Source organism: Devosia sp. Z11_6, assembly GCF_058133665.1.
In genome coordinates, this window is record NZ_JBYUNQ010000005.1 from 149232 (window position 1) to 165921 (window position 16690).

General features: G+C 62.9%; 21 protein-coding genes, 2 tRNA genes and 1 pseudogene. 8 read left to right on the forward strand and 16 right to left on the reverse strand.

Annotated features, from left to right (window positions below):
• Nucleotides 1-51: 51 nt before the first annotated feature.
• Both AC3YMN_RS15320 and AC3YMN_RS15325 read right to left on the reverse strand, forming a co-directional pair.
• Nucleotides 52-279 carry a hypothetical protein gene (locus tag AC3YMN_RS15320; RefSeq protein WP_489890658.1) on the reverse strand — a complete coding sequence of 76 codons (228 nt, stop codon included), beginning with the start codon at nucleotides 277-279 and terminating at the stop codon, nucleotides 52-54.
• Between the two features lie 325 nt (nucleotides 280-604).
• Complete coding sequence (locus AC3YMN_RS15325) at nucleotides 605-1249, reverse strand: DNA-3-methyladenine glycosylase I (protein ID WP_489890720.1); 645 nt, start codon at nucleotides 1247-1249, stop codon at nucleotides 605-607.
• 140 nt (nucleotides 1250-1389) lie between these two features.
• Here AC3YMN_RS15325 and AC3YMN_RS15330 point away from each other — a divergent pair, with 140 nt between their 5' ends.
• Together AC3YMN_RS15330 and AC3YMN_RS15335 are read left to right on the forward strand one after the other, a co-directional pair.
• Nucleotides 1390-2001, forward strand: a complete 612-nt coding sequence (locus AC3YMN_RS15330; protein WP_172122533.1) for a L,D-transpeptidase family protein — start codon at nucleotides 1390-1392, stop codon at nucleotides 1999-2001.
• Nucleotides 2002-2067: 66 nt separating this feature from the next.
• Nucleotides 2068-3882 (forward strand): TadE/TadG family type IV pilus assembly protein, encoded by a 1815-nt coding sequence (locus tag AC3YMN_RS15335; protein ID WP_489890659.1) that lies wholly within the window; start codon nucleotides 2068-2070, stop codon nucleotides 3880-3882.
• Between the two features lie 90 nt (nucleotides 3883-3972).
• On the opposite strand, the gene AC3YMN_RS15340 is transcribed toward AC3YMN_RS15335, so the two are convergent.
• The gene (locus AC3YMN_RS15340) at nucleotides 3973-4491 is read right to left on the reverse strand and encodes an outer membrane protein (protein ID WP_489890660.1); all 519 of its coding nucleotides are present in this window, start codon (nucleotides 4489-4491) and stop codon (nucleotides 3973-3975) included.
• 322 nt (nucleotides 4492-4813) lie between these two features.
• Between AC3YMN_RS15340 and AC3YMN_RS15345 the strand changes: the two genes are divergently transcribed.
• Complete coding sequence (locus AC3YMN_RS15345; protein ID WP_489890661.1) at nucleotides 4814-5860, forward strand: FecR domain-containing protein; 1047 nt, start codon at nucleotides 4814-4816, stop codon at nucleotides 5858-5860.
• A gap of 65 nt (nucleotides 5861-5925) precedes the next feature.
• On the opposite strand, the gene AC3YMN_RS15350 is transcribed toward AC3YMN_RS15345, so the two are convergent.
• Nucleotides 5926-6951, reverse strand: a complete 1026-nt coding sequence (locus tag AC3YMN_RS15350) for an SDR family oxidoreductase (protein ID WP_489890662.1) — start codon at nucleotides 6949-6951, stop codon at nucleotides 5926-5928.
• Nucleotides 6952-7225: 274 nt separating this feature from the next.
• Between AC3YMN_RS15350 and AC3YMN_RS15355 the strand changes: the two genes are divergently transcribed.
• Both AC3YMN_RS15355 and AC3YMN_RS15360 read left to right on the forward strand, forming a co-directional pair.
• A complete protein-coding gene (locus AC3YMN_RS15355) occupies nucleotides 7226-7453 on the forward strand; it encodes a DUF2798 domain-containing protein (protein ID WP_489890663.1) in 228 nt (75 codons plus the stop codon).
• A gap of 175 nt (nucleotides 7454-7628) precedes the next feature.
• Nucleotides 7629-8165, forward strand: coding sequence for a GFA family protein (locus tag AC3YMN_RS15360; RefSeq protein WP_489890664.1), 537 nt, complete (start codon nucleotides 7629-7631; stop codon nucleotides 8163-8165).
• 10 nt (nucleotides 8166-8175) lie between these two features.
• Here AC3YMN_RS15360 and AC3YMN_RS15365 read toward each other — a convergent pair whose 3' ends face one another.
• The 9 genes and pseudogenes from AC3YMN_RS15365 to AC3YMN_RS15405 form a co-directional block, all read right to left on the reverse strand.
• Nucleotides 8176-8448, reverse strand: a complete 273-nt coding sequence (locus tag AC3YMN_RS15365) for a hypothetical protein (protein ID WP_489890665.1) — start codon at nucleotides 8446-8448, stop codon at nucleotides 8176-8178.
• A gap of 129 nt (nucleotides 8449-8577) precedes the next feature.
• Nucleotides 8578-8653 (reverse strand) — tRNA-Phe (locus tag AC3YMN_RS15370).
• A gap of 107 nt (nucleotides 8654-8760) precedes the next feature.
• Nucleotides 8761-8967, reverse strand: a complete 207-nt coding sequence (yacG, locus tag AC3YMN_RS15375) for a DNA gyrase inhibitor YacG (protein ID WP_127752097.1) — start codon at nucleotides 8965-8967, stop codon at nucleotides 8761-8763.
• Entirely contained in the window at nucleotides 8967-9605 is a 639-nt protein-coding gene (locus tag AC3YMN_RS15380; protein ID WP_172122516.1) for a Maf family nucleotide pyrophosphatase, read from the reverse strand. The genes yacG and AC3YMN_RS15380 overlap by 1 nt, the downstream gene beginning before the upstream one ends.
• Nucleotides 9606-9614: 9 nt before the next feature.
• Complete coding sequence (gene infA / locus AC3YMN_RS15385; protein ID WP_127752095.1) at nucleotides 9615-9833, reverse strand: translation initiation factor IF-1; 219 nt, start codon at nucleotides 9831-9833, stop codon at nucleotides 9615-9617.
• Between the two features lie 76 nt (nucleotides 9834-9909).
• The gene (locus AC3YMN_RS15390) at nucleotides 9910-10398 is read right to left on the reverse strand and encodes an arsenate reductase ArsC (protein ID WP_282567579.1); all 489 of its coding nucleotides are present in this window, start codon (nucleotides 10396-10398) and stop codon (nucleotides 9910-9912) included.
• A pseudogene (locus AC3YMN_RS15395) lies at nucleotides 10396-10869 on the reverse strand (UPF0262 family protein); the annotation flags it as partial. The pseudogene AC3YMN_RS15395 and the gene AC3YMN_RS15390, both read right to left, overlap by 3 nt.
• 8 nt (nucleotides 10870-10877) lie before the next feature.
• Nucleotides 10878-12170: a histidinol dehydrogenase gene (gene hisD, locus AC3YMN_RS15400; RefSeq protein ID WP_489890666.1), complete on the reverse strand. Its 1293-nt coding sequence runs from the start codon at nucleotides 12168-12170 to the stop codon at nucleotides 10878-10880.
• Between the two features lie 15 nt (nucleotides 12171-12185).
• Nucleotides 12186-12617 carry a DUF2948 family protein gene (locus AC3YMN_RS15405; protein ID WP_489890667.1) on the reverse strand — a complete coding sequence of 144 codons (432 nt, stop codon included), beginning with the start codon at nucleotides 12615-12617 and terminating at the stop codon, nucleotides 12186-12188.
• 175 nt (nucleotides 12618-12792) lie between these two features.
• Between AC3YMN_RS15405 and AC3YMN_RS15410 the strand changes: the two genes are divergently transcribed.
• A complete protein-coding gene (locus AC3YMN_RS15410; RefSeq protein ID WP_489890668.1) occupies nucleotides 12793-13296 on the forward strand; it encodes a hypothetical protein in 504 nt (167 codons plus the stop codon).
• Between the two features lie 51 nt (nucleotides 13297-13347).
• On the opposite strand, the gene murA is transcribed toward AC3YMN_RS15410, so the two are convergent.
• Nucleotides 13348-14640, reverse strand: a complete 1293-nt coding sequence (gene murA / locus AC3YMN_RS15415) for a UDP-N-acetylglucosamine 1-carboxyvinyltransferase (RefSeq protein ID WP_172122512.1) — start codon at nucleotides 14638-14640, stop codon at nucleotides 13348-13350.
• Nucleotides 14641-15037: 397 nt separating this feature from the next.
• Between murA and AC3YMN_RS15420 the strand changes: the two genes are divergently transcribed.
• Nucleotides 15038-15112: transfer RNA gene (locus AC3YMN_RS15420), tRNA-Thr, on the forward strand.
• A gap of 51 nt (nucleotides 15113-15163) precedes the next feature.
• Here AC3YMN_RS15420 and AC3YMN_RS15425 read toward each other — a convergent pair.
• Complete coding sequence (locus AC3YMN_RS15425) at nucleotides 15164-15649, reverse strand: hypothetical protein (protein ID WP_489890669.1); 486 nt, start codon at nucleotides 15647-15649, stop codon at nucleotides 15164-15166.
• Nucleotides 15650-15663: 14 nt separating this feature from the next.
• Complete coding sequence (locus tag AC3YMN_RS15430) at nucleotides 15664-16338, reverse strand: dienelactone hydrolase family protein (RefSeq protein ID WP_489890670.1); 675 nt, start codon at nucleotides 16336-16338, stop codon at nucleotides 15664-15666.
• 163 nt (nucleotides 16339-16501) lie between these two features.
• On the opposite strand from AC3YMN_RS15430, the gene AC3YMN_RS15435 reads away from it, so the two are divergent.
• On the forward strand, nucleotides 16502-16687 hold the full coding sequence (locus AC3YMN_RS15435) for a DUF3606 domain-containing protein (RefSeq protein WP_489890671.1): 186 nt from the start codon (nucleotides 16502-16504) through the stop codon (nucleotides 16685-16687).
• Nucleotides 16688-16690: the final 3 nt, after the last annotated feature.

Sequence of the window (16690 nt, forward strand, 5' to 3'; positions counted from 1 at the left end):
CCAAGGGGTGACAACAGGGGTGGGCCGGGTCAATCCAGCCCACCCCTGCCCTCACAAGGGCGGCGGCGGCGTGGGACCGCCACCATGAGGATTGATCGGCACGTCAAGCCAGTGCGCGGGCTCCGACACGGGCCCTAGCCCGATATCGGCCCGCAGGTAAGCGGGCAGGTCTGGAGGCAGGCGTGGCCGGCTCCAATAAGCGCGCAGCGCCGCGATGAGCACGGGGACGAGGCCGCGCTGCTGCACGGCATCGGCGATGGAATATTCAACGCGCAGCACAATGCTGCGCCCGTCAAACTTCCGGACGCGATTAGGCGCCGGCCTTCTATTGGATGGTGGTGATGAGCGGAATCCTGGCCGCAAACGACCCGATTTACGCGCATCACCGATGTGGAGGCTGGATGATGTCTAGTGGCACGAGTGCCGGCAGGGGGGAAACGGAGGGTTTAGCCTCGGTGTCGGAGCTGCATGGAATTCATTCGGCGGCGTACGCGAATGCAAACTGTCATTGCTGGTGCCTCCCGAATGGCGTTACTGGACCCCGCTCGTTTAGCTCACGAACTTGCGAGGAGCAAGCGGGAATGCGGCAGGTTGTCGCAGAAGGTCAGGGCTGTTGCGCCCCAGCAACAACTAAGCTGGGGCGCACCAGGCTTGCCCGCGCGGCCTCGACTTCGGCACGGCAAAAGCAAGTGTGAACGTGATCATTAACCAGACCCATTGCCTGCATGAAGGCGTAGCAGGTGGTCGGGCCGACAAAGTTGAAGCCGCGCTTGCGGAGGTCCTTGGACAAGGCACGCGAGGCATCGGTTTGCGCGACGAGACGCAAGGCGTCCCAACTCAGGTCGGTGGGACGCTGGTCGGGGGCTGGCTCGAAGCGCCAGAAATAGGCGGCAAGCGAGCCGAACTCCTCGATCAGTTGCAAGGCGCAGCGGGCATTGTTAACCGTGGCGTTGATCTTGCCACGGTGGCGGATGATGCCGGGGTCAAGCAGCAGGGTTTCCACGTCTTCGGTCGACATCGCCGCAACCCGCGCGATGTCGAAATCATGGAACACCGCGCGAAAACGCTCGCGTTTGCGCAGGATGGTGATCCAGGACAGACCGGACTGGAAGCCCTCCAGGCAGATCTTTTCAAACAAGCGCCGGTCATCGGTAACGGGGCGGCCCCACTCGGCATCGTGGTAATGCTGATAAAGCGGGTCGGCGCCCGCCCATGGACACCGGTTACTCTCCGGCAATGCTTCAGGCATGGTTGTCACAACACGGGTCTTGGTTCAGTTTTAGCCAAAGCGAATTGTGGCAGCTTGGTGGCCATTAACGTTCTGGGTTTATCAGGCTTTGGGTATTTAACGCCATATTGGCCGGCAATAAACGGATTGGAGCTGTTGCTATGGGTTTACCTTACCTCAAAAGCGCCCTGGCGCTGATGCTTTGCCTTTCAGTGTCGCTGCCGGCGCAGGCCCTGCCTCCGGGTTGGCGGTTCCTCCCTCCTCCGGGCGTGACAGGCGGCTACAGCCCACCCCCGCAAGTCGTGATGGTGCGATCCAGCAATCGCATTCCCGCGCAGTTTCAACGCACCGTGGTGCAGGTCACGACCAAGGAGCGCGCCGGAACCATCATCATCGATACCTCCGAGCACTTCCTGTATTACATCCTCGGCGATGGCCAGGCGCTGCGCTATGGCATCGGCGTGGCCAAGAGCGGCTTTGAGTGGCGCGGCACGCACCGGGTGAGCCGCAAGGCAGAATGGCCGAGCTGGACGCCGCCAGCAGCCATGCTCAAGCGTCGGCCAGACCTGCCTCGCCACATGGAAGGGGGCATCAACAACCCGCTGGGCGCCCGCGCCCTTTACCTGGGCTCGACCCTGTATCGCATCCACGGCACCAATGAGCCCTGGACCATTGGGCAGAACGTCTCCTCGGGCTGTATCCGCATGACCAATGACGATGTGGTTGACCTGTATGAGCGGGTGCAGCTGCGCACCAAGGTGATTGTGCTTTAGTAAGGGTTTGTCACGCAAAATGGCGGGGCCTCGCCACCGGGGCCTCTAGCCATGGGTGCGCCCGCCATGCCTCGCTTGCTTTGCCTGCTCCGCAATTTCGGCTCCGACGAGCGCGGGGTCTTTGCCGTGATCTTTGGCTTGATGGCCATTGTGTTGGTGGCCATGGGCGGGGCCGTGGTGGATTATGTGACGCTGGAGCAGACCCGCAACCGCGGCCAGCTAGCTCTCGATGCGGCGGCACTCGCGCTGCAAGGCGAGATCTTCAAGGTTCCGATCAACAGGGCGGACATCGAGAACAAGGCCGAGGCGCTGCTGGTAGAACGCATTGGCGATCTCCGGGTGGAAGCAAGCATCGAGACGATTCGGACTGATCCGGCGAGCGGCACCCTGTTCTTGCAAGCGCATATCAAAGTGCCCACCGCCTTTGTGCAGCTCGTGGGGGTTCCCTCACTGGAAGCGCGGATCGTTTCGGAGGCCACCAGGCAGATGCTGGAGCTGGAAGTAGCGATGGTGCTGGATAACTCCGGCTCCATGGGGCAGAGCCGGCGCATGGAATATCTCAAGGAAGCGGCCGCCTGCGCCACCAATATCCTGTTTTATGACAAGGTGAACGACGCCTGTGCACCGCTCGATACGCGCAACCCCGCCCAGAATGTCGCCATCAGCATCGTGCCCTTCACCATCATGGTCAATGTGGGCACGCAGTTCAGCAATGCGGCCTGGCTCGACTGGGCTGGGGCATCAGCGATCGCCAAGGCGAATTTCGATAATGACGACAATGACAGCAATGTCTTTGATGGCATCGTCGATCGCAAAAAGCTGTTCGAGCAAACCAAAGTGCCGTGGCGCGGCTGCGTGGAGGCCCGGCGGGCTCCGCATGACACCACGGATGCGGAGCCGAACACACCGCAGCTCAAGTTCCTGCCGATGTTCTCGCCTGACACCAACCGGAACGGCGGTAATGATTATCTGTCCGACCTGGGCAACCTGAACATCACCGCGGGACGCTGCGCTATCGACCACTGCGTCCGCACTGTGAAACAAACCGACTGTCGCAGCATCTTTGGTTATGCCTATTGCACCGGACCGACGACGACGACTTACAGTCACCGCGTGGGCAACTCGACGACGAATTCTACGTCGAGTTGCATCGGCACCAACTGGACCTATGCGGAGGAAACACAGAGTTCCATCTCCAATGGGGTATTGACCACCACTTCGACTTTCAGCCCGCTCAGCGCGCGCGAGTTGCAGGAGCGGGTGTGCAAATACAACGGCACCACGGTCGCTGACGCGGCCGGTAGCGGCCCCAATGCCGACTGCCCGAGCGTTCCCCTGCTGCCGCTGACCCATTCGGTTACAGACGTTCTTGCGCGTATTCGGGCGATGACACCTGACGGCCAGACCAACATCCAGCAAGGGGCAATGTGGGGCGTGCATGCGCTTTCCCCCACCGAGCCGTTAACCGAGGCTCTAGTGAACACCAACGCCGCTGTGTCCAAGAACCTGATCATCATGACCGATGGGTATAACCAACCTCCCGGAAGCGACAGCTACTTTTCGTGGGGGTTTCCCAAAGACGGTCGGCTGGCGGACACCGACGGCATTCCCAACAACGAGAACGAACGCAACATTCTAAGCACGGCTGCCATGACAGCTGCCATGGATGCTAAAACCGTAACCACCTGCGCCACGGCCAAGGCGGCGGACATGAAGGTGTTTACGATTGGGCTGAGTTCCCCCAATGCGCAGGCGACCAAAGTGCTGACTGATTGCTCCTCGGGGGAGGGATATGCCTATTTCCCAAAGACCCCGGCCGAGCTCAAGGACGTGTTCCGGCGCATTGCTGGGCAGCTGGCGCAGTTGCGGCTGGCTAAGTAACTCGGCAGCCTCATGCCTGATGCAACAATGCCTCGCCGCGAAGGCGAGGCACTGGATGCGAGAAAAGGAGAGTTACGGGGGGCGAGCGCGCTAGAACCGATAGGCAAAGCCGAAGGCGGCGAGGTGGCGGGCATCGTCCGACGAGAGATCGGTGCGGTACTCATACTGCCCACGCAGCGAAAAATTGGCGGACAGCGCCAGTTCGGCGCCGGCGCCGAGGCCGGCAAAGGCATCCGTGTCCGAGTTGGTGCCGAGGTCAGCCAGGGCAAAGATCATCAGGGTTTCGCTTGGGAGAAAGCCGGCGCGAGCCAGGGCGAAGAGATCGACGCTGCCGTCGCCAAACCTGGCTACGCCCGCTTCACCGCTCAGGATCAGTTCACCAGCGGCCCAGCTATAGCCGAGAGCGGCGGCGATGCCGCCAGTGGAGTCCGGGCCGACCACGGCTTGCCCCAGAACACCGGCGTAAAAGCCGCTCCAGTCGACAGCCACTTCGTACTCGGTCGGCAGCGCCGGCACATCGAGCTGCGCAAAGGCCTCGGCGCCCTGCGCGACGGTTGGAACAGCCGCCAGCGAGATGCAGGCAAGCAGGGCAAGGGACTTGGGATTCATGCGAAGCGCTCCGGTGATCCACGCACTTGGCACCAAACGTGGTTAACATTGCCTTAAAATATCGCGCGCAGCTGGCCGCCACTTTGCCGAACATCTTAAGGGTTTACTGGTACTCCACTGGCATTATTACCATGAATTCTGGAGTGTTTTCATGCGTTCCCCAAGTTTATCCCGCCGGTTCATGCGTACCGGCCTCCTGACTGTTGCCGCCTTTGCTTTGGCCACAAGTGTAAGCTGGGCGGACGATTGGGTCGCCGAGCGGCTGCGCGGCGGGGTGTTCGCGCTTGAAAACGGCCAATGGGTGCAGCTGCAACGCGGCGACGTGGTGCCCGACAACCGACCCATCCAGACCGCTACCGATGGGCGGGTTACCTTTACGCGCGGCAAAGAGCGGCTTGATCTTAGCCCGGGCACCCAGGTTCAGATCTTTGACGCGGCTGCCGGCGCGTTGCCCTATACTACTGTGCGCCAGTATTTCGGCGAAGTTGGCGTGGAAGCCGAAGTGCGCAATGTCGAGCACTTCGCGGTGGAAACACCTTATCTCGCGGCCGTAGTTAAGGGCACCCGCTTTTCCGTGCAAACCAGCGACACCGCATCGCGCGTCGATGTGGAGCGCGGCGAGGTTTCGGTCAGCGACAATGATAGCGGGCAGGTTGCCAGCGTTGCAGCCGGCGAGTCCGCTTCGGTCGGCCCCGAGGTCGGCGAGATCGTCACTCAGCCAAGTGCTGCCCCATCCAGCGCTCCCGCCGAACCGGCCAGCACCTCCACGACGGCGAGCGAGTCGAACCCTCAACCGGACGGCGGCACCCAACCCGATCCAGGACGACCCGGCACAACGCCATCCGACAATAACGGGGGCAGCACCGGCAATGGCGGCGGGAACAACGGTGCCGGCAACGGCAATGGTTCTGGCAACAGCGGCAACGGTGGCAATAACGGGAACGGAAACAGCGGGAACGCAAACGGAAACGGAAACGGAAACGGAAACGGAAACGGAAACGGAAACGGCGGAGCCGGGAACGGCAACAATGGCAATGGCCAGGGCAACGGCAACGGCAACGGCAACGGCAACGGTGGAAACAACGGCGGGGGCCAAGGCAACGGTGGTAACGGCCCCGGCAATGGCGGTCCCGGACCAGGAAATAACGGGAACGCCCATGGGAATGGCCCCGACAAACCTGACAAGGATGATCACGGCAACGACAAGGGCAATAACGGCAACGGCAAAGGCAATGGCGGCAATCCAGGCGGCGGGCCGGGTCACAACCACGATCAAGACGACAAGGGGCCTGGCAGAGGCGACACCGGCCCTGGCTCCAACAACGGCAACGGCAACGGGCCCGGTGCGAACAACGGCAAGAAGGATTAATCGCCAGCAAGCAAAAAGCTGCCGGGATCAACAGCTTTTGCCCGCCTTGCCCGGCGGGGAGCGCTTTAGCTGTGCGGGGACTTGCCCCCGCTCCCTTGCAGCGCACTGAGAACCACCGCGCCCACCAACCCGGCGATCAGCGTGGCAGCCAGGGGATGCTTTTGCGCCGCCAGCAAAGTGCTGTGGCGGCGCACATGGAAGTTTTGGTTGCCCTCGCGCTTGCCGTCCGTACGAGGCTGATAGAGATTGTCGCGCAGGCTTGGGTCGCCCGGCTCCCGGGGCGCAATCTGCAGCGGCCGCCCCACGCCCTCCAGCAAACGATCCGTTAAGCGCGGCGCCAGCCGTCCGGCCAGCGTAATCAGGAAACCGGCGCCCCCGACATAAAGCTGCCGCCGCCGATGCTCGGCGGCAAACAGGATCGCGTCGGCCACCAGCTCAGGATCATAAAGCACGGGCGGCAGGCGCGGGGGCGCATCGAGATAATTGCGGGCATGTTCGGGGAACGGCGTATGAATGGCGCCGGGCTTGATCAGGGTGACCGAAATGGGCGCCCCCTCCTCCTCCAGTTCCATGCGCAGGGCGTCCGTCACCGCCTGCACGGCGTGTTTGGAGGCTGAATACGGACCCTGCAAGATCATGGTGCGGTCCGACAGCACTGAGCCTAGATTGATGATCGCGCCTCCCTTAGCGCGCAGATGGCGCGCGGCGACCAGCGAGCCCATCAGCACGCCGAAATAATTCACCTCGAATACCCGGCGATGATCCGCGAGCGTCACCTGTTCCATGGTTCCATAAGTGGCCGCCGCCGCATTGTTGACCCAGGTGTCAAAGCCACCAAAGCTGTCGATGGCCGCTTGCGCGATGCGCTCGGCCGCAGCATCGTCGGCCATATCGGCCGGGCAGATCGCGACCTCCCCTCCCCCAGCTCGCAGGCGGACCGCCACCCGCTCCAGGTCATCGGCACTGCGGGCAGCGAGCACGACTTTGGCGCCGCGGCGCACCGCCTGCTCGGCGGTAGCCAGGCCATTGCCGCTGGTCGCGCCGGTGATCACAATCACCTGCTGGCTGAGAGGTTTGAGCTTGGCAGGCATTGTGCACCTTTGAATGGAATGCCAGCTAACGCCCGCGTCCAACCCTGGTTCAGTCAAGAAGCCGCACAAGACGGTGAGCTGGCGGTTTGCGGCCAGGCGCGTTTTGAGCTAAAACTTTCGAGTCGAAAAAATTGTGAGGCCGGTGTGGTTATTCCGGCCCCTGCGCAAGCGGGATACAGTCGCTCCAGCGAACCCACGGCATCAACCCATATCGGGATGGTGCCTGGCGGAAGCGAGCTTTCGTCATGTGCCGTCCTCCTTTGAGAGAACCGCAATGACCGACAAGAAGACCCTCCTCGTAGCCCAGCTCTGCATCACCTTCATGATGGCCCTTTCCATGTCCGGCATCATGGGATTGCTGGTGATGGGGCCGACCACCGAGTGGCTGCAGGCCTGGCCACGCCAGTTCATCACCGCCTGGCCCATCGCCTTTGTGCTGACGCTGTTCACCGGCCGCATCGGCTTTGCCATTGCCCATCGCCTGGTTCGCCCTACCGCCTGATTGGTTTTCCCTCGAAAAGCCATTTGCTGGGGCAAACAAGGGCGGCGTCAGCCTTGGCTGGCGTCACCCGGCCCTGCCCCGGCAAAGCTTGCCGCTGCCGTGTCGGAATCACCGCCCCGTCAACGTCCTGTGCTTCATAGCGTGGCGGGCCAGACGAGAAAGGGAGAAGCCGGCAATGAAGGGGATAAACGAGATCGGGTGTCGCTGCGGCCAGGTGCGCCTTGTGCTGAGCGGCGCACCCATCATCAGCACCGAATGCTGCTGCAGCAGTTGCCGGCAAGCCGGGGCCCGGCTCGAACAACTGGAGGGCGCAGCGCCGATCCTTGGCGAACACGGTACCACCAGGTTCGTTCTTTACCGCAAGGACCGGGTCACGTTCCTGGGCGGGCTCGGCAGTTTACGCGAATTCCGCCTGTCGCCCGACGCGGGCACGCGGCGCGTCGTGGCAACATGCTGCAACACGCCGGTGTTTCTTGATTTCAAGGGCGGGCACTGGTTCAGCCTTTACGCTGGCCTTTGGCCCCAAGAGGCGCTGCCGCCGGTGGAGATGCGCACCATGACCTCCGACCTGCCCGATCCCTCGGTGCTTCCCGGCGACGTGCCCAATCGCAAGCATCAGTCCGTGTCGTTCTTTGCCAAGCTGTTGGGAGCATGGATGGCCATGGGTTTTCGCAGCCCCTATCTACCGGTGGGTGGCAAGCTCGAAGCCTAACGACTTGCGCCTAAGCCGAGGTGCGGCGCACGGGTGCGGTGGTGCGGACCGCTTCCTGGTCGGCAGTGATCCTCTGGCCCCGCTCGGTGAGATGATAGCCGACTGCCTCGATGTCGTTCAGGCAAGCCTCGGTATCCACGGAAGGCCGCTGGGTTTCCCCCGCCACCATGTCGAGTGCACGGGTCATGGCCCATGGCCCAAACCGTTCAGGCAGATTGGCCCCGGACAGATCGGGGGAATAGCCGATGATCGATCCCTGGCCGCTGAAAACATAGACGTGCATCGCCACTCCTCTTGCTGGCCTCCATCTGCCATGAATGGCACAAAGTGTCGAGAAAGACGGCAGTGCGTATGGCGAAAGCTGGTCCCAAGAAGGGGACCACTTAGAACTAGCAGATTTTGGAGAAAGAAGTGGTGCCCGGGACCGGAATCGAACCAGTGACACGCGGATTTTCAATCCGCTGCTCTACCAACTGAGCTACCCGGGCAGTGGCGGGGTGAACCGCCTTGGCTGAAGCCGAGGGCCTTATAGGAGATCGGTTTTGCCGGTGCAAGAGCCAAAGCAGCGTGTGGAAAACCAAATCGTGTCTTGGGCTTAGAACTCGTCGTCTTCCTCGCTGCCGTCGGGCACGCCAGCGCCCCCTTCCCCATCGCCAATGGGCTCGGCCGGGATGGCGTAAGCGCCGGTAAACCAGCGGTTGAGATCCACGTCGGCGCAGCGCGCCGAGCAGAAGGGGCGGAATTTTTCCACCGGCGGCTTGCCGCAGATGGGACAGGGCTTGGTTGTGGGTAACCGGGCCATCACACGCCTGAATGGCTGGATTTGTTGAGCCAGTTGAAGTGCACGGGATAGCCCTCGCCGGCCAGCAGCGCGGCAGTCTCCGTCAGGGGCAGCCCGACAACCCCGGAATAGGAGCCCGAGAGCTTGATCACGAAAGCTCCCGCGATGCCCTGGATGGCGTAGCCGCCGGCCTTGCCCTGCCATTCGGCACTGGCGAGATAGGCCTCCATTTCGCGCACCGACAGGCGCTTGAAGCGCAGGCGCGTTTCCACAATGCGCTGGCGCTTGGCCCCGCCGGGGGTGAGCACGGTGATCGCGGTGAAGACGCGATGCGAGCGGCCCGACAAGAGGCTGAGGCAATTGGCAGCCTCTTCCATGGTTTCGGCCTTGGGCAGGACGCGCCGGCCCACCGCCACCACCGTATCGGCGGCCAGCACCAAGGCTTCGCCGCCAAAGCCGGCCGTGCGGGCCTTGTGCTGGGCAGTCAGTGCCTTGAGATCAGCCAAACGGGCTGCCAGCTTGCGCGGCAACTCGGCCTTCTCGGGGGTTTCATCGACATGGGTGGGCACCAGGTGCTCAGGCTCGATGCCGATTTGATTGAGCAGAGCCAAACGCCGGGGCGAGGCAGATGCCAGAATGAGTTCCGGACGGGTGGCCATCAAATGGCCTTACCGGAAGCGGAAAGTCAGGCGGCCTTTGGTCAGGTCATAAGGGGTCATTTCACACAACACCTTGTCCCCGGTGAGCACGCGAATGCGGTTCTTGCGCATACGACCCGAAGTGTGCGCAATGATCTCGTGATCGTTTTCCAGCTTGACCCGGAAGGTCGCGTTGGGAAGCAGCTCTACTACGGTGCCTTGAAACTCAAGGACTTCTTCTTTCGCCATGAAAACTCCTGAAAAGAAACCCAGCGGGCAGGTTCTGCCGGCCGGGGTCCTGAAATTGCGCGCAACCTAACGGAATTCAAGGGACTTGTGAACCACCGGAAACCAGTGGCTCCAATTGCTCGCGCACGCGCCGGCGCAGGCTGTCGCGAAGCTCGCGATAGGCCCCAAGAACTGTCTCGCGATTGCCTTCCACACTGGAGGGATCAGCCAGGGGCCAATGCTGGACCTCATTGGCCTCAAGGCCCTTGCGCTCCACGGCCCCGGGGGCGTCATCCGAAAGGGTGACAACGAGGTCGAAGCGGTTGGCGACGAGTTCATCCAGGATATGGGGCGTGTGCACCGACATATCAATGCCGATTTCGGCCATGACCTCATGGACGAACTGGTCGGCCACCCCGCCATTCACCCCGACCGAGCGGGCCAGCAGGCGCCCGGGGAACAGCTGGCGCGCGAGCGCGGCGGCAATCGGTGAGCGTACCGAGTTCATCGAGCATACGAACAAAACGCTCGGCAGCTCACTTTTGCGCTGGTCGATCCGGCTGGCATAGGGCTGGACGGCGCACACCAGGGTAAAAAGGCGCCGCGCGGTGGGCAGATCGATAATGAGCTTGTTGGCAAGGCGCGTGCGCAGCAGCTCAGCCGCCTCGTCATGCATGCCCCGGCGGGCCATGTCGACGGTTTCGATCTGGAACGGCTGGGCCGAGCGGATCGCCTCGTAATAGCTGTCGCGAATGCGGAAATAATCGCGAATCAGGCTGCGGAACGGGGTCAGCGACAGGTAATGGGCCGCAATGGGCTGGAAGGTTTCGGGATGGCGCACATCGAGCACGATATAGTTGCCTATGATCGACATATGCAGCGCAAAGGGTCCCACAGCATCCACCCGCGCGGGGCGGAAGCTGTTGTCTTCCAGGAGGTCATAGATGGCAATGCGCCATTCATGCACCTCGTCGGGATTGATCGAGGTGATGGTGTTGGGATCGAGCGTGACCGTCACGAGGCGGTCCGTTTCCGCGCTTGCCGATCGTAGCTCCATCGAAATGCTCAACGGTTTAGCCGAATAGCGATGGAGCGCCCGTGTCCTTCGAGTGCTTCCACATTGGCAATGGTGATGGCTGGGTCAGCGAGCGCCGCGAGCGAACCCGGCGTGCAGCCCAGGATAGAGGTGCGCTTCATGAAGTCGAGCACCCCCAGCCCCGAGGCAAAGCGAGCAGAGCGGGCGGTGGGCAGCACATGGTTGGAGCCACCGACATAATCGCCAATGGCTTCGGGGGTGTGATGGCCCAGGAACAGCGCGCCGGCATGGCGGATGCGGGGCACCAGCGCCTGCGGATCGTCGACGGCCAGTTCCACATGCTCGGAAGCGATGCGGTTGGCCAGTTCCACGGCTTCGCCGAGCGAACGCACGACGATAATGGCGCCAAATACGTCCCAGCCTTCACGCGCCAGGCCCTCTTTGGGCAGCAAGGAAAGCTGGCGATCCACTTCGCCCGCAACCGCGTCGGCCAGGTCCGGCTCGGTGGTGACGAGAATGGATTGGGCACCGCCGCCATGCTCGGCCTGGGCAATAAGATCGGCCGCTATCCAAGCGGGATTGGCGGAGCCGTCGGCGATCACCAGCACTTCGGACGGGCCGGCGATCATGTCGATGCCGACCTGCCCGAAAACCTGGCGCTTGGCCGCCGCGACATAGGCATTGCCGGGGCCCACGACCTTGTCGACCCGGGCGATGGTTGCCGTGCCATAGGCCAAAGCGGCCACGGCCTGGGCACCGCCAACACGATAAATCTCGGACACCCCGGCAATGCGCGCTGCCGCCAGAATGGAGGAGCTCAGTTGCCCGTTGGGCGTGGGCACTACCATGGCGATGCGGTCAACACCTGCAACGCGCGCGGGCACGGCGTTCATCAGCACCGAGGAAGGATATGAGGCCAGGCCACCCGGCACATAGATGCCCACGGCATCCACGGCGGTCCAGCGGCTGCCGAGCGTTACGCCCAACGCGTCGGTATAGACATGATCCTGCGGCAACTGCTTTTCGTGATGCGAGCGAATTCGGTCATGGGCGGTTTGCAGCGCCGCCACCACATCGGCGCTCACCTGGGCCGCGGCAGCGTCGATTTCTTCGGGGGTGAAGCGCAGGGTCTGGGCGGTCACGCCCGCGTTGTCGAAGCGATTGGTCAGCTCCACCACGGCCGCATCGCCTGAAGTGCGCACATCGCGAATGATGCCGGCAACAACATCGCCCACCTCGACCGAGGCTTCGCGCTTCCCACCCAGCAGGGCGGCAAATTGCGCTTCAAAATCGGATTGGACAGTGTTTAGGCGAAGGGGCATCAGGCGGCCTTATGGTTACTCGAGACTGTGGGCTGGCTTGGCAGCGGCCGCCCAGGCGGCGCCGAGATCAGCCAGCCGGGCCTCAAGGCACTCCACCGTCAGTCGCACCGTGCCACCGCCGGCAAAGCTGAGTTCGACAATGCCAGCGGGATCGTCGGTAACCGAAAAGGTAACGGCGAGCAATTCCAGGACGCCATCGCGCGCATTGGGATCAAAACCGGCAATCGCCACATGGCTGACCCTATCGAAGTGCAGGCCGGCCCGCTTGCGCAAGCCCTTGCCGCGGGCATCGGCACTTTCCCAATCGAAGCGGTTCATCAGCAGGGCGAAGCGGCGATCGGCGCGGGCATAGCCCATGTCGCTGACCCGCACCACGGCATCCTGCACATGGGCGGAAATCACTTCCAGATCTTCGCTATCAAGCGCGAGGAGCTTCAGAACGGTCATGGGGCAAGCCTTGTATGGGTGGGAATACGCCTATCTGGGCACCCTTTAGCTGATCTACAAGCTTGCCCCCTCGCGGGCAATGTCACGACCCTCAGAAAAGCTGTGCTGGCCCGGAGCATTGCCCGGGCGCGGCAGAGCTCTTGCGTCACGTTATTGTCACAAATACAAATCGACTATGACTCAAACGCTGCTCCGCCCTCCCGAGCTGACCGCCGCAGATTACCGGGAGCGGTTTCCCGACATCACGGTTGGGTTGAACTGGGAGCGATTCGCCGCCGAACGCTGGCCCATTGAGCGTCGGATTTTGACCAATCGCCAGGAACTGCTCGGCTTTCATACATTTTTCCGCAAGAGCCTCGGGCGGATCATGCCGCATTTCCTGCACTGGCTCGCCTCGCAGCAGATGCGGATGGGCGATGTGGTGGAGAACTTCGCCCGCATACCGGCCGAGCACCGGGCGAGCGTCGAGTATTTCGTGGCGCAGTGGGCAAGCAGCCCGGGGCCACTCCAGCTTGAACTGCCGACCTACCGGTTCGCGCCAAGCGAGCACTTCATCCTCGACGGCAATCACCGCGCCACGGCGATTGCCCTATCTGGCAAGCCATTCCGGATCGAGCTCGTGAGCGTTGTTGGCCCGCGCGAGCGGGACGCCCTGGTGGATGTGGCCTCCTGCCGCTGAGGCACTTGCCAAGAAATAGGGCCGGTTCACAACAGAACCGGCCCTCGTCAGTTAGCCCGCGATGCGCTCGATCTCGGCGCCGCAGCGGCTGAGCTTGTCTTCGAGGCGTTCGAAACCCCGGTCCAGATGGTAAATGCGGTTGACCACCGTTTCCCCGCGCGCAGCGAGCCCGGCGATCACCAGCGACACCGAAGCGCGCAGATCGGTCGCCATGACCTGGGCACCCTTGAGCTGGGATTTGCCGGTGATGGTCGCCACCTGCCCATCGACGTGGATATCGGCGCCAAAGCGGGCGAGCTCGGCCACATGCATGTAGCGATTCTCAAAGATGGTTTCGCGGATCTTGGATACGCCGGTCGACATGGTCATCAGCGCCATGAACTGGGCCTGCAGATCGGTCGGAAAACCCGGGAAAGGATCGGTTTCCACATCCACGGGCTGAATGCCGTTGCCGTTGCGGCGCACGCGAATGCCCTTGTCCTCGATGATGATCTCCGAGCCGGTCTGGCCCAGAATGCCCAAGGCTGACTGCAGGTGCTCGGCGCGGGCGCCGCGCAGCAGCACATCGCCACCGGTCATAGCCGCGGCCATGGCAAAGGTGCCGGTTTCGATGCGGTCGGGAATCACATCCACGGTGGCGCCATGGAGTTTGTCGACGCCGACCACGGTCAGCGTGCGGGTGCCGATGCCGGTGATGTCAGCGCCCATGGCGACTAGGCACTCGGCGACATTGGTGATCTCGGGTTCCTGGGCGGCATTTTCGATCACCGTCGTGCCCTTGGCGAGCGTGGCTGCCATCAGGATGGTGTGGGTGGCGCCAACCGAAACCTTGGGAAAAACGATATGGGCGCCTCGCAGGCCGCCCTTGGGAGCGCGGGCGACCACATAGCCGTCGTCGATATCGATGCTGGCGCCAAGCTGCTTGAGCCCGAACAGGAACAAATCCACGGGGCGCGTGCCGATGGCGCAGCCGCCGGGCAGTGAAACCCGCGCTTCGTGGCAGCGAGCCAGCAAGGGGCCAATCACCCAGAAGCTGGCGCGCATCTTGCTGACGAGGTCGTAGGGGGCCGTGGTGTCGACGATATCTGCCGCGAGGAACGTCATGCGCTGGCCAACAGCGTCTTCCTCGCCGCGGCGGCGGCCATGCACGGCAATATCGACGCCGTGATTCTCGAGAATACGCTCGAGCTGCTTGACGTCGGCAAGGCGCGGCACATTTTGCAGCACCAGCGGCTCATCGGTCAGCAGCGAGGCGATCATCAGCGGCAAGGCGGCGTTTTTCGCGCCCGAGATGGGGATTTCGCCCCGCAGTTCATTGCCGCCGACCAGACGAATGCGATCCATTTGGGAGAAATCCTGGGTGTGGGGCGCAAACCCCGGGAAGCGAGCGTGGTGCCTGCCCGAGCCTCGAAGCGAGAGCCTGTGGGCCGGCACCGGTGGAAACAGGCAAGATAGTTCGCCTGAAAATGGTTTACGGATCCTTGACCGGCGGTGTTGCCGGCGCAGAAGGGGGCGCCTGCGTGTCCGCATCGGCCCGAGCTTTGGCCTGACCTTTGCGGCGCTTGAGATTCTCACGCAGCTTTGCGGCCAATCTTTGCTCACGTTGGAGGGCTTGGGTGGATTTGGTCATGGTGATCAACACGAGTGAAGCTTGCCTATAAAAGCTTTTTAGCCTTGCGTCGAGCCAAGGCCTATGGCAGTAGAGCCGCGGTCGCCGGGCACTGCCCCGCAACCACCCAATGCTGCCGTAGCTCAGTGGTAGAGCACCCCCTTGGTAAGGGGGAGGCCGACAGTTCAATCCTGTCCGGCAGCACCAGTTTTCTTCCCTACATAACAGATCTTCGCCCTGGCTCGTGCCGCTTCCGAATCAGGGGCGGACCAAGTCCAGTTCCTTGCCCAGGCTTTCCATGGCGGCTGCGAGCCGGTCATGGGCCGGGATGGCGCCGGCGGCCGTCGTGAGCATCAGCTGCTGGATGTGATTGTCGTTGTAAAGGCTGATCATGAAGTCCTCGACGGGGAGCGCCTCGACCGCTTCGGCCGGCACGGCGACCGGGAGCAGTTCGAGGCGTGGGCCGTCCGGCTGTAGCGCCACCAGGGCGAAAATATCGGCCAAGGCCGGCGCGCTGGAGCGCAGCCAGGCGCGATAAGAGGGAAGATCGGGGGCGCCATGGGGCAATGGCGCGCCCGCCTCGATGCAGGCGTCCCAGATCCGGTCGGGCACATGATCGAGCAGCATCGCGACGAGCCAGGCCTTGCGCAGCGACAGACGTGCGCATTGGCTTGCGGCGAAGTCCCGCTGCAGCAGGTGCCAGTGGGCGGCGAGCTGTTCCCGCGCTCCACCCGGTGCGGGCATGGCGGCCCCGGTGCTCACTGCAGATGCTGCGCGAAAAAGTCCAGCGTCCGCTGCCACGCCGTTGCGGCGCTCGCCGCGTCATAGCTGGACTGCCGCTCATCGTTGAAAAAGCCGTGCCCCGCTGGATACAAATATACCGGCATCTGGGGATAGCGGGCGCGCAACTGCTCGATTTGCTCGAGAGGGATGCCGGTGTCGCGATCGCCAAAATGCATTTCGATGGGGATGGTGGGCGCCAGATCAATGTAATTGGGGATGCCGCCGCCATAAAAACCCGAGGCCGCGGCAAGCCCGAGCCCCGCATGCGCGGCGCGCCAGGTCACCATGCCGCCAAAGCAATAGCCGGTGATGCCGACCTTGCCCGCTTCCTTTGCCACCTCAACGGCGGCGGCCACATCGGCAAGACCCTGCTCCGGGCGGAAGCTGCCAAAGAAGGCCCGCGACTTGGCGAATTGCTCGGGGCCGTAATCGTTGACCTCGAAGCCGGGGGCCCAGCGATCCTGCATGGCCGGTGCCACGGCAAGGTAACCCTGCGCCGCAAAGCGGTCGCACACGGCGCGGATATGATGGTTGAGGCCAAAGATCTCCTGGATCACCACGACGCCGCCTTTGGCGGGCCCTTCGGGATCAGCCCGGTAACCCGCAATGCGCGCGCCGTCGCTCGCCGTCAGTTCAATGGTTTGGCCCACAATATCACTCCCTTGCCTCGCCCGTGGCGCAATGTCGGCCAGATGCAGCCGGCGGCGTTGTTGCACTCAACGCGTGAGCCGGCGATTGGAGCCCTTCGTTGCTGGCGTGGAAACATGGGGCCACCCCTCGCGTTAGGAGGGTTAACGGAGCAAGGAGGCTGCAATGTCAAACCAACACACCGCGCGTGGGCGCGCCCAGGACCGGGCACGCGTTGCTGGCGGGCAGGACCATGAGGTTCGTTATGAAGCCCGCAAGGAAGGCGTTTCCCAGGAGGAAGTGAAGGAAGCCGTTCAGGAAGTCGGCAATAGCCGCAAAAAGGTCGAGCAGAAGCTCGAACAGGGCAACTAGCCC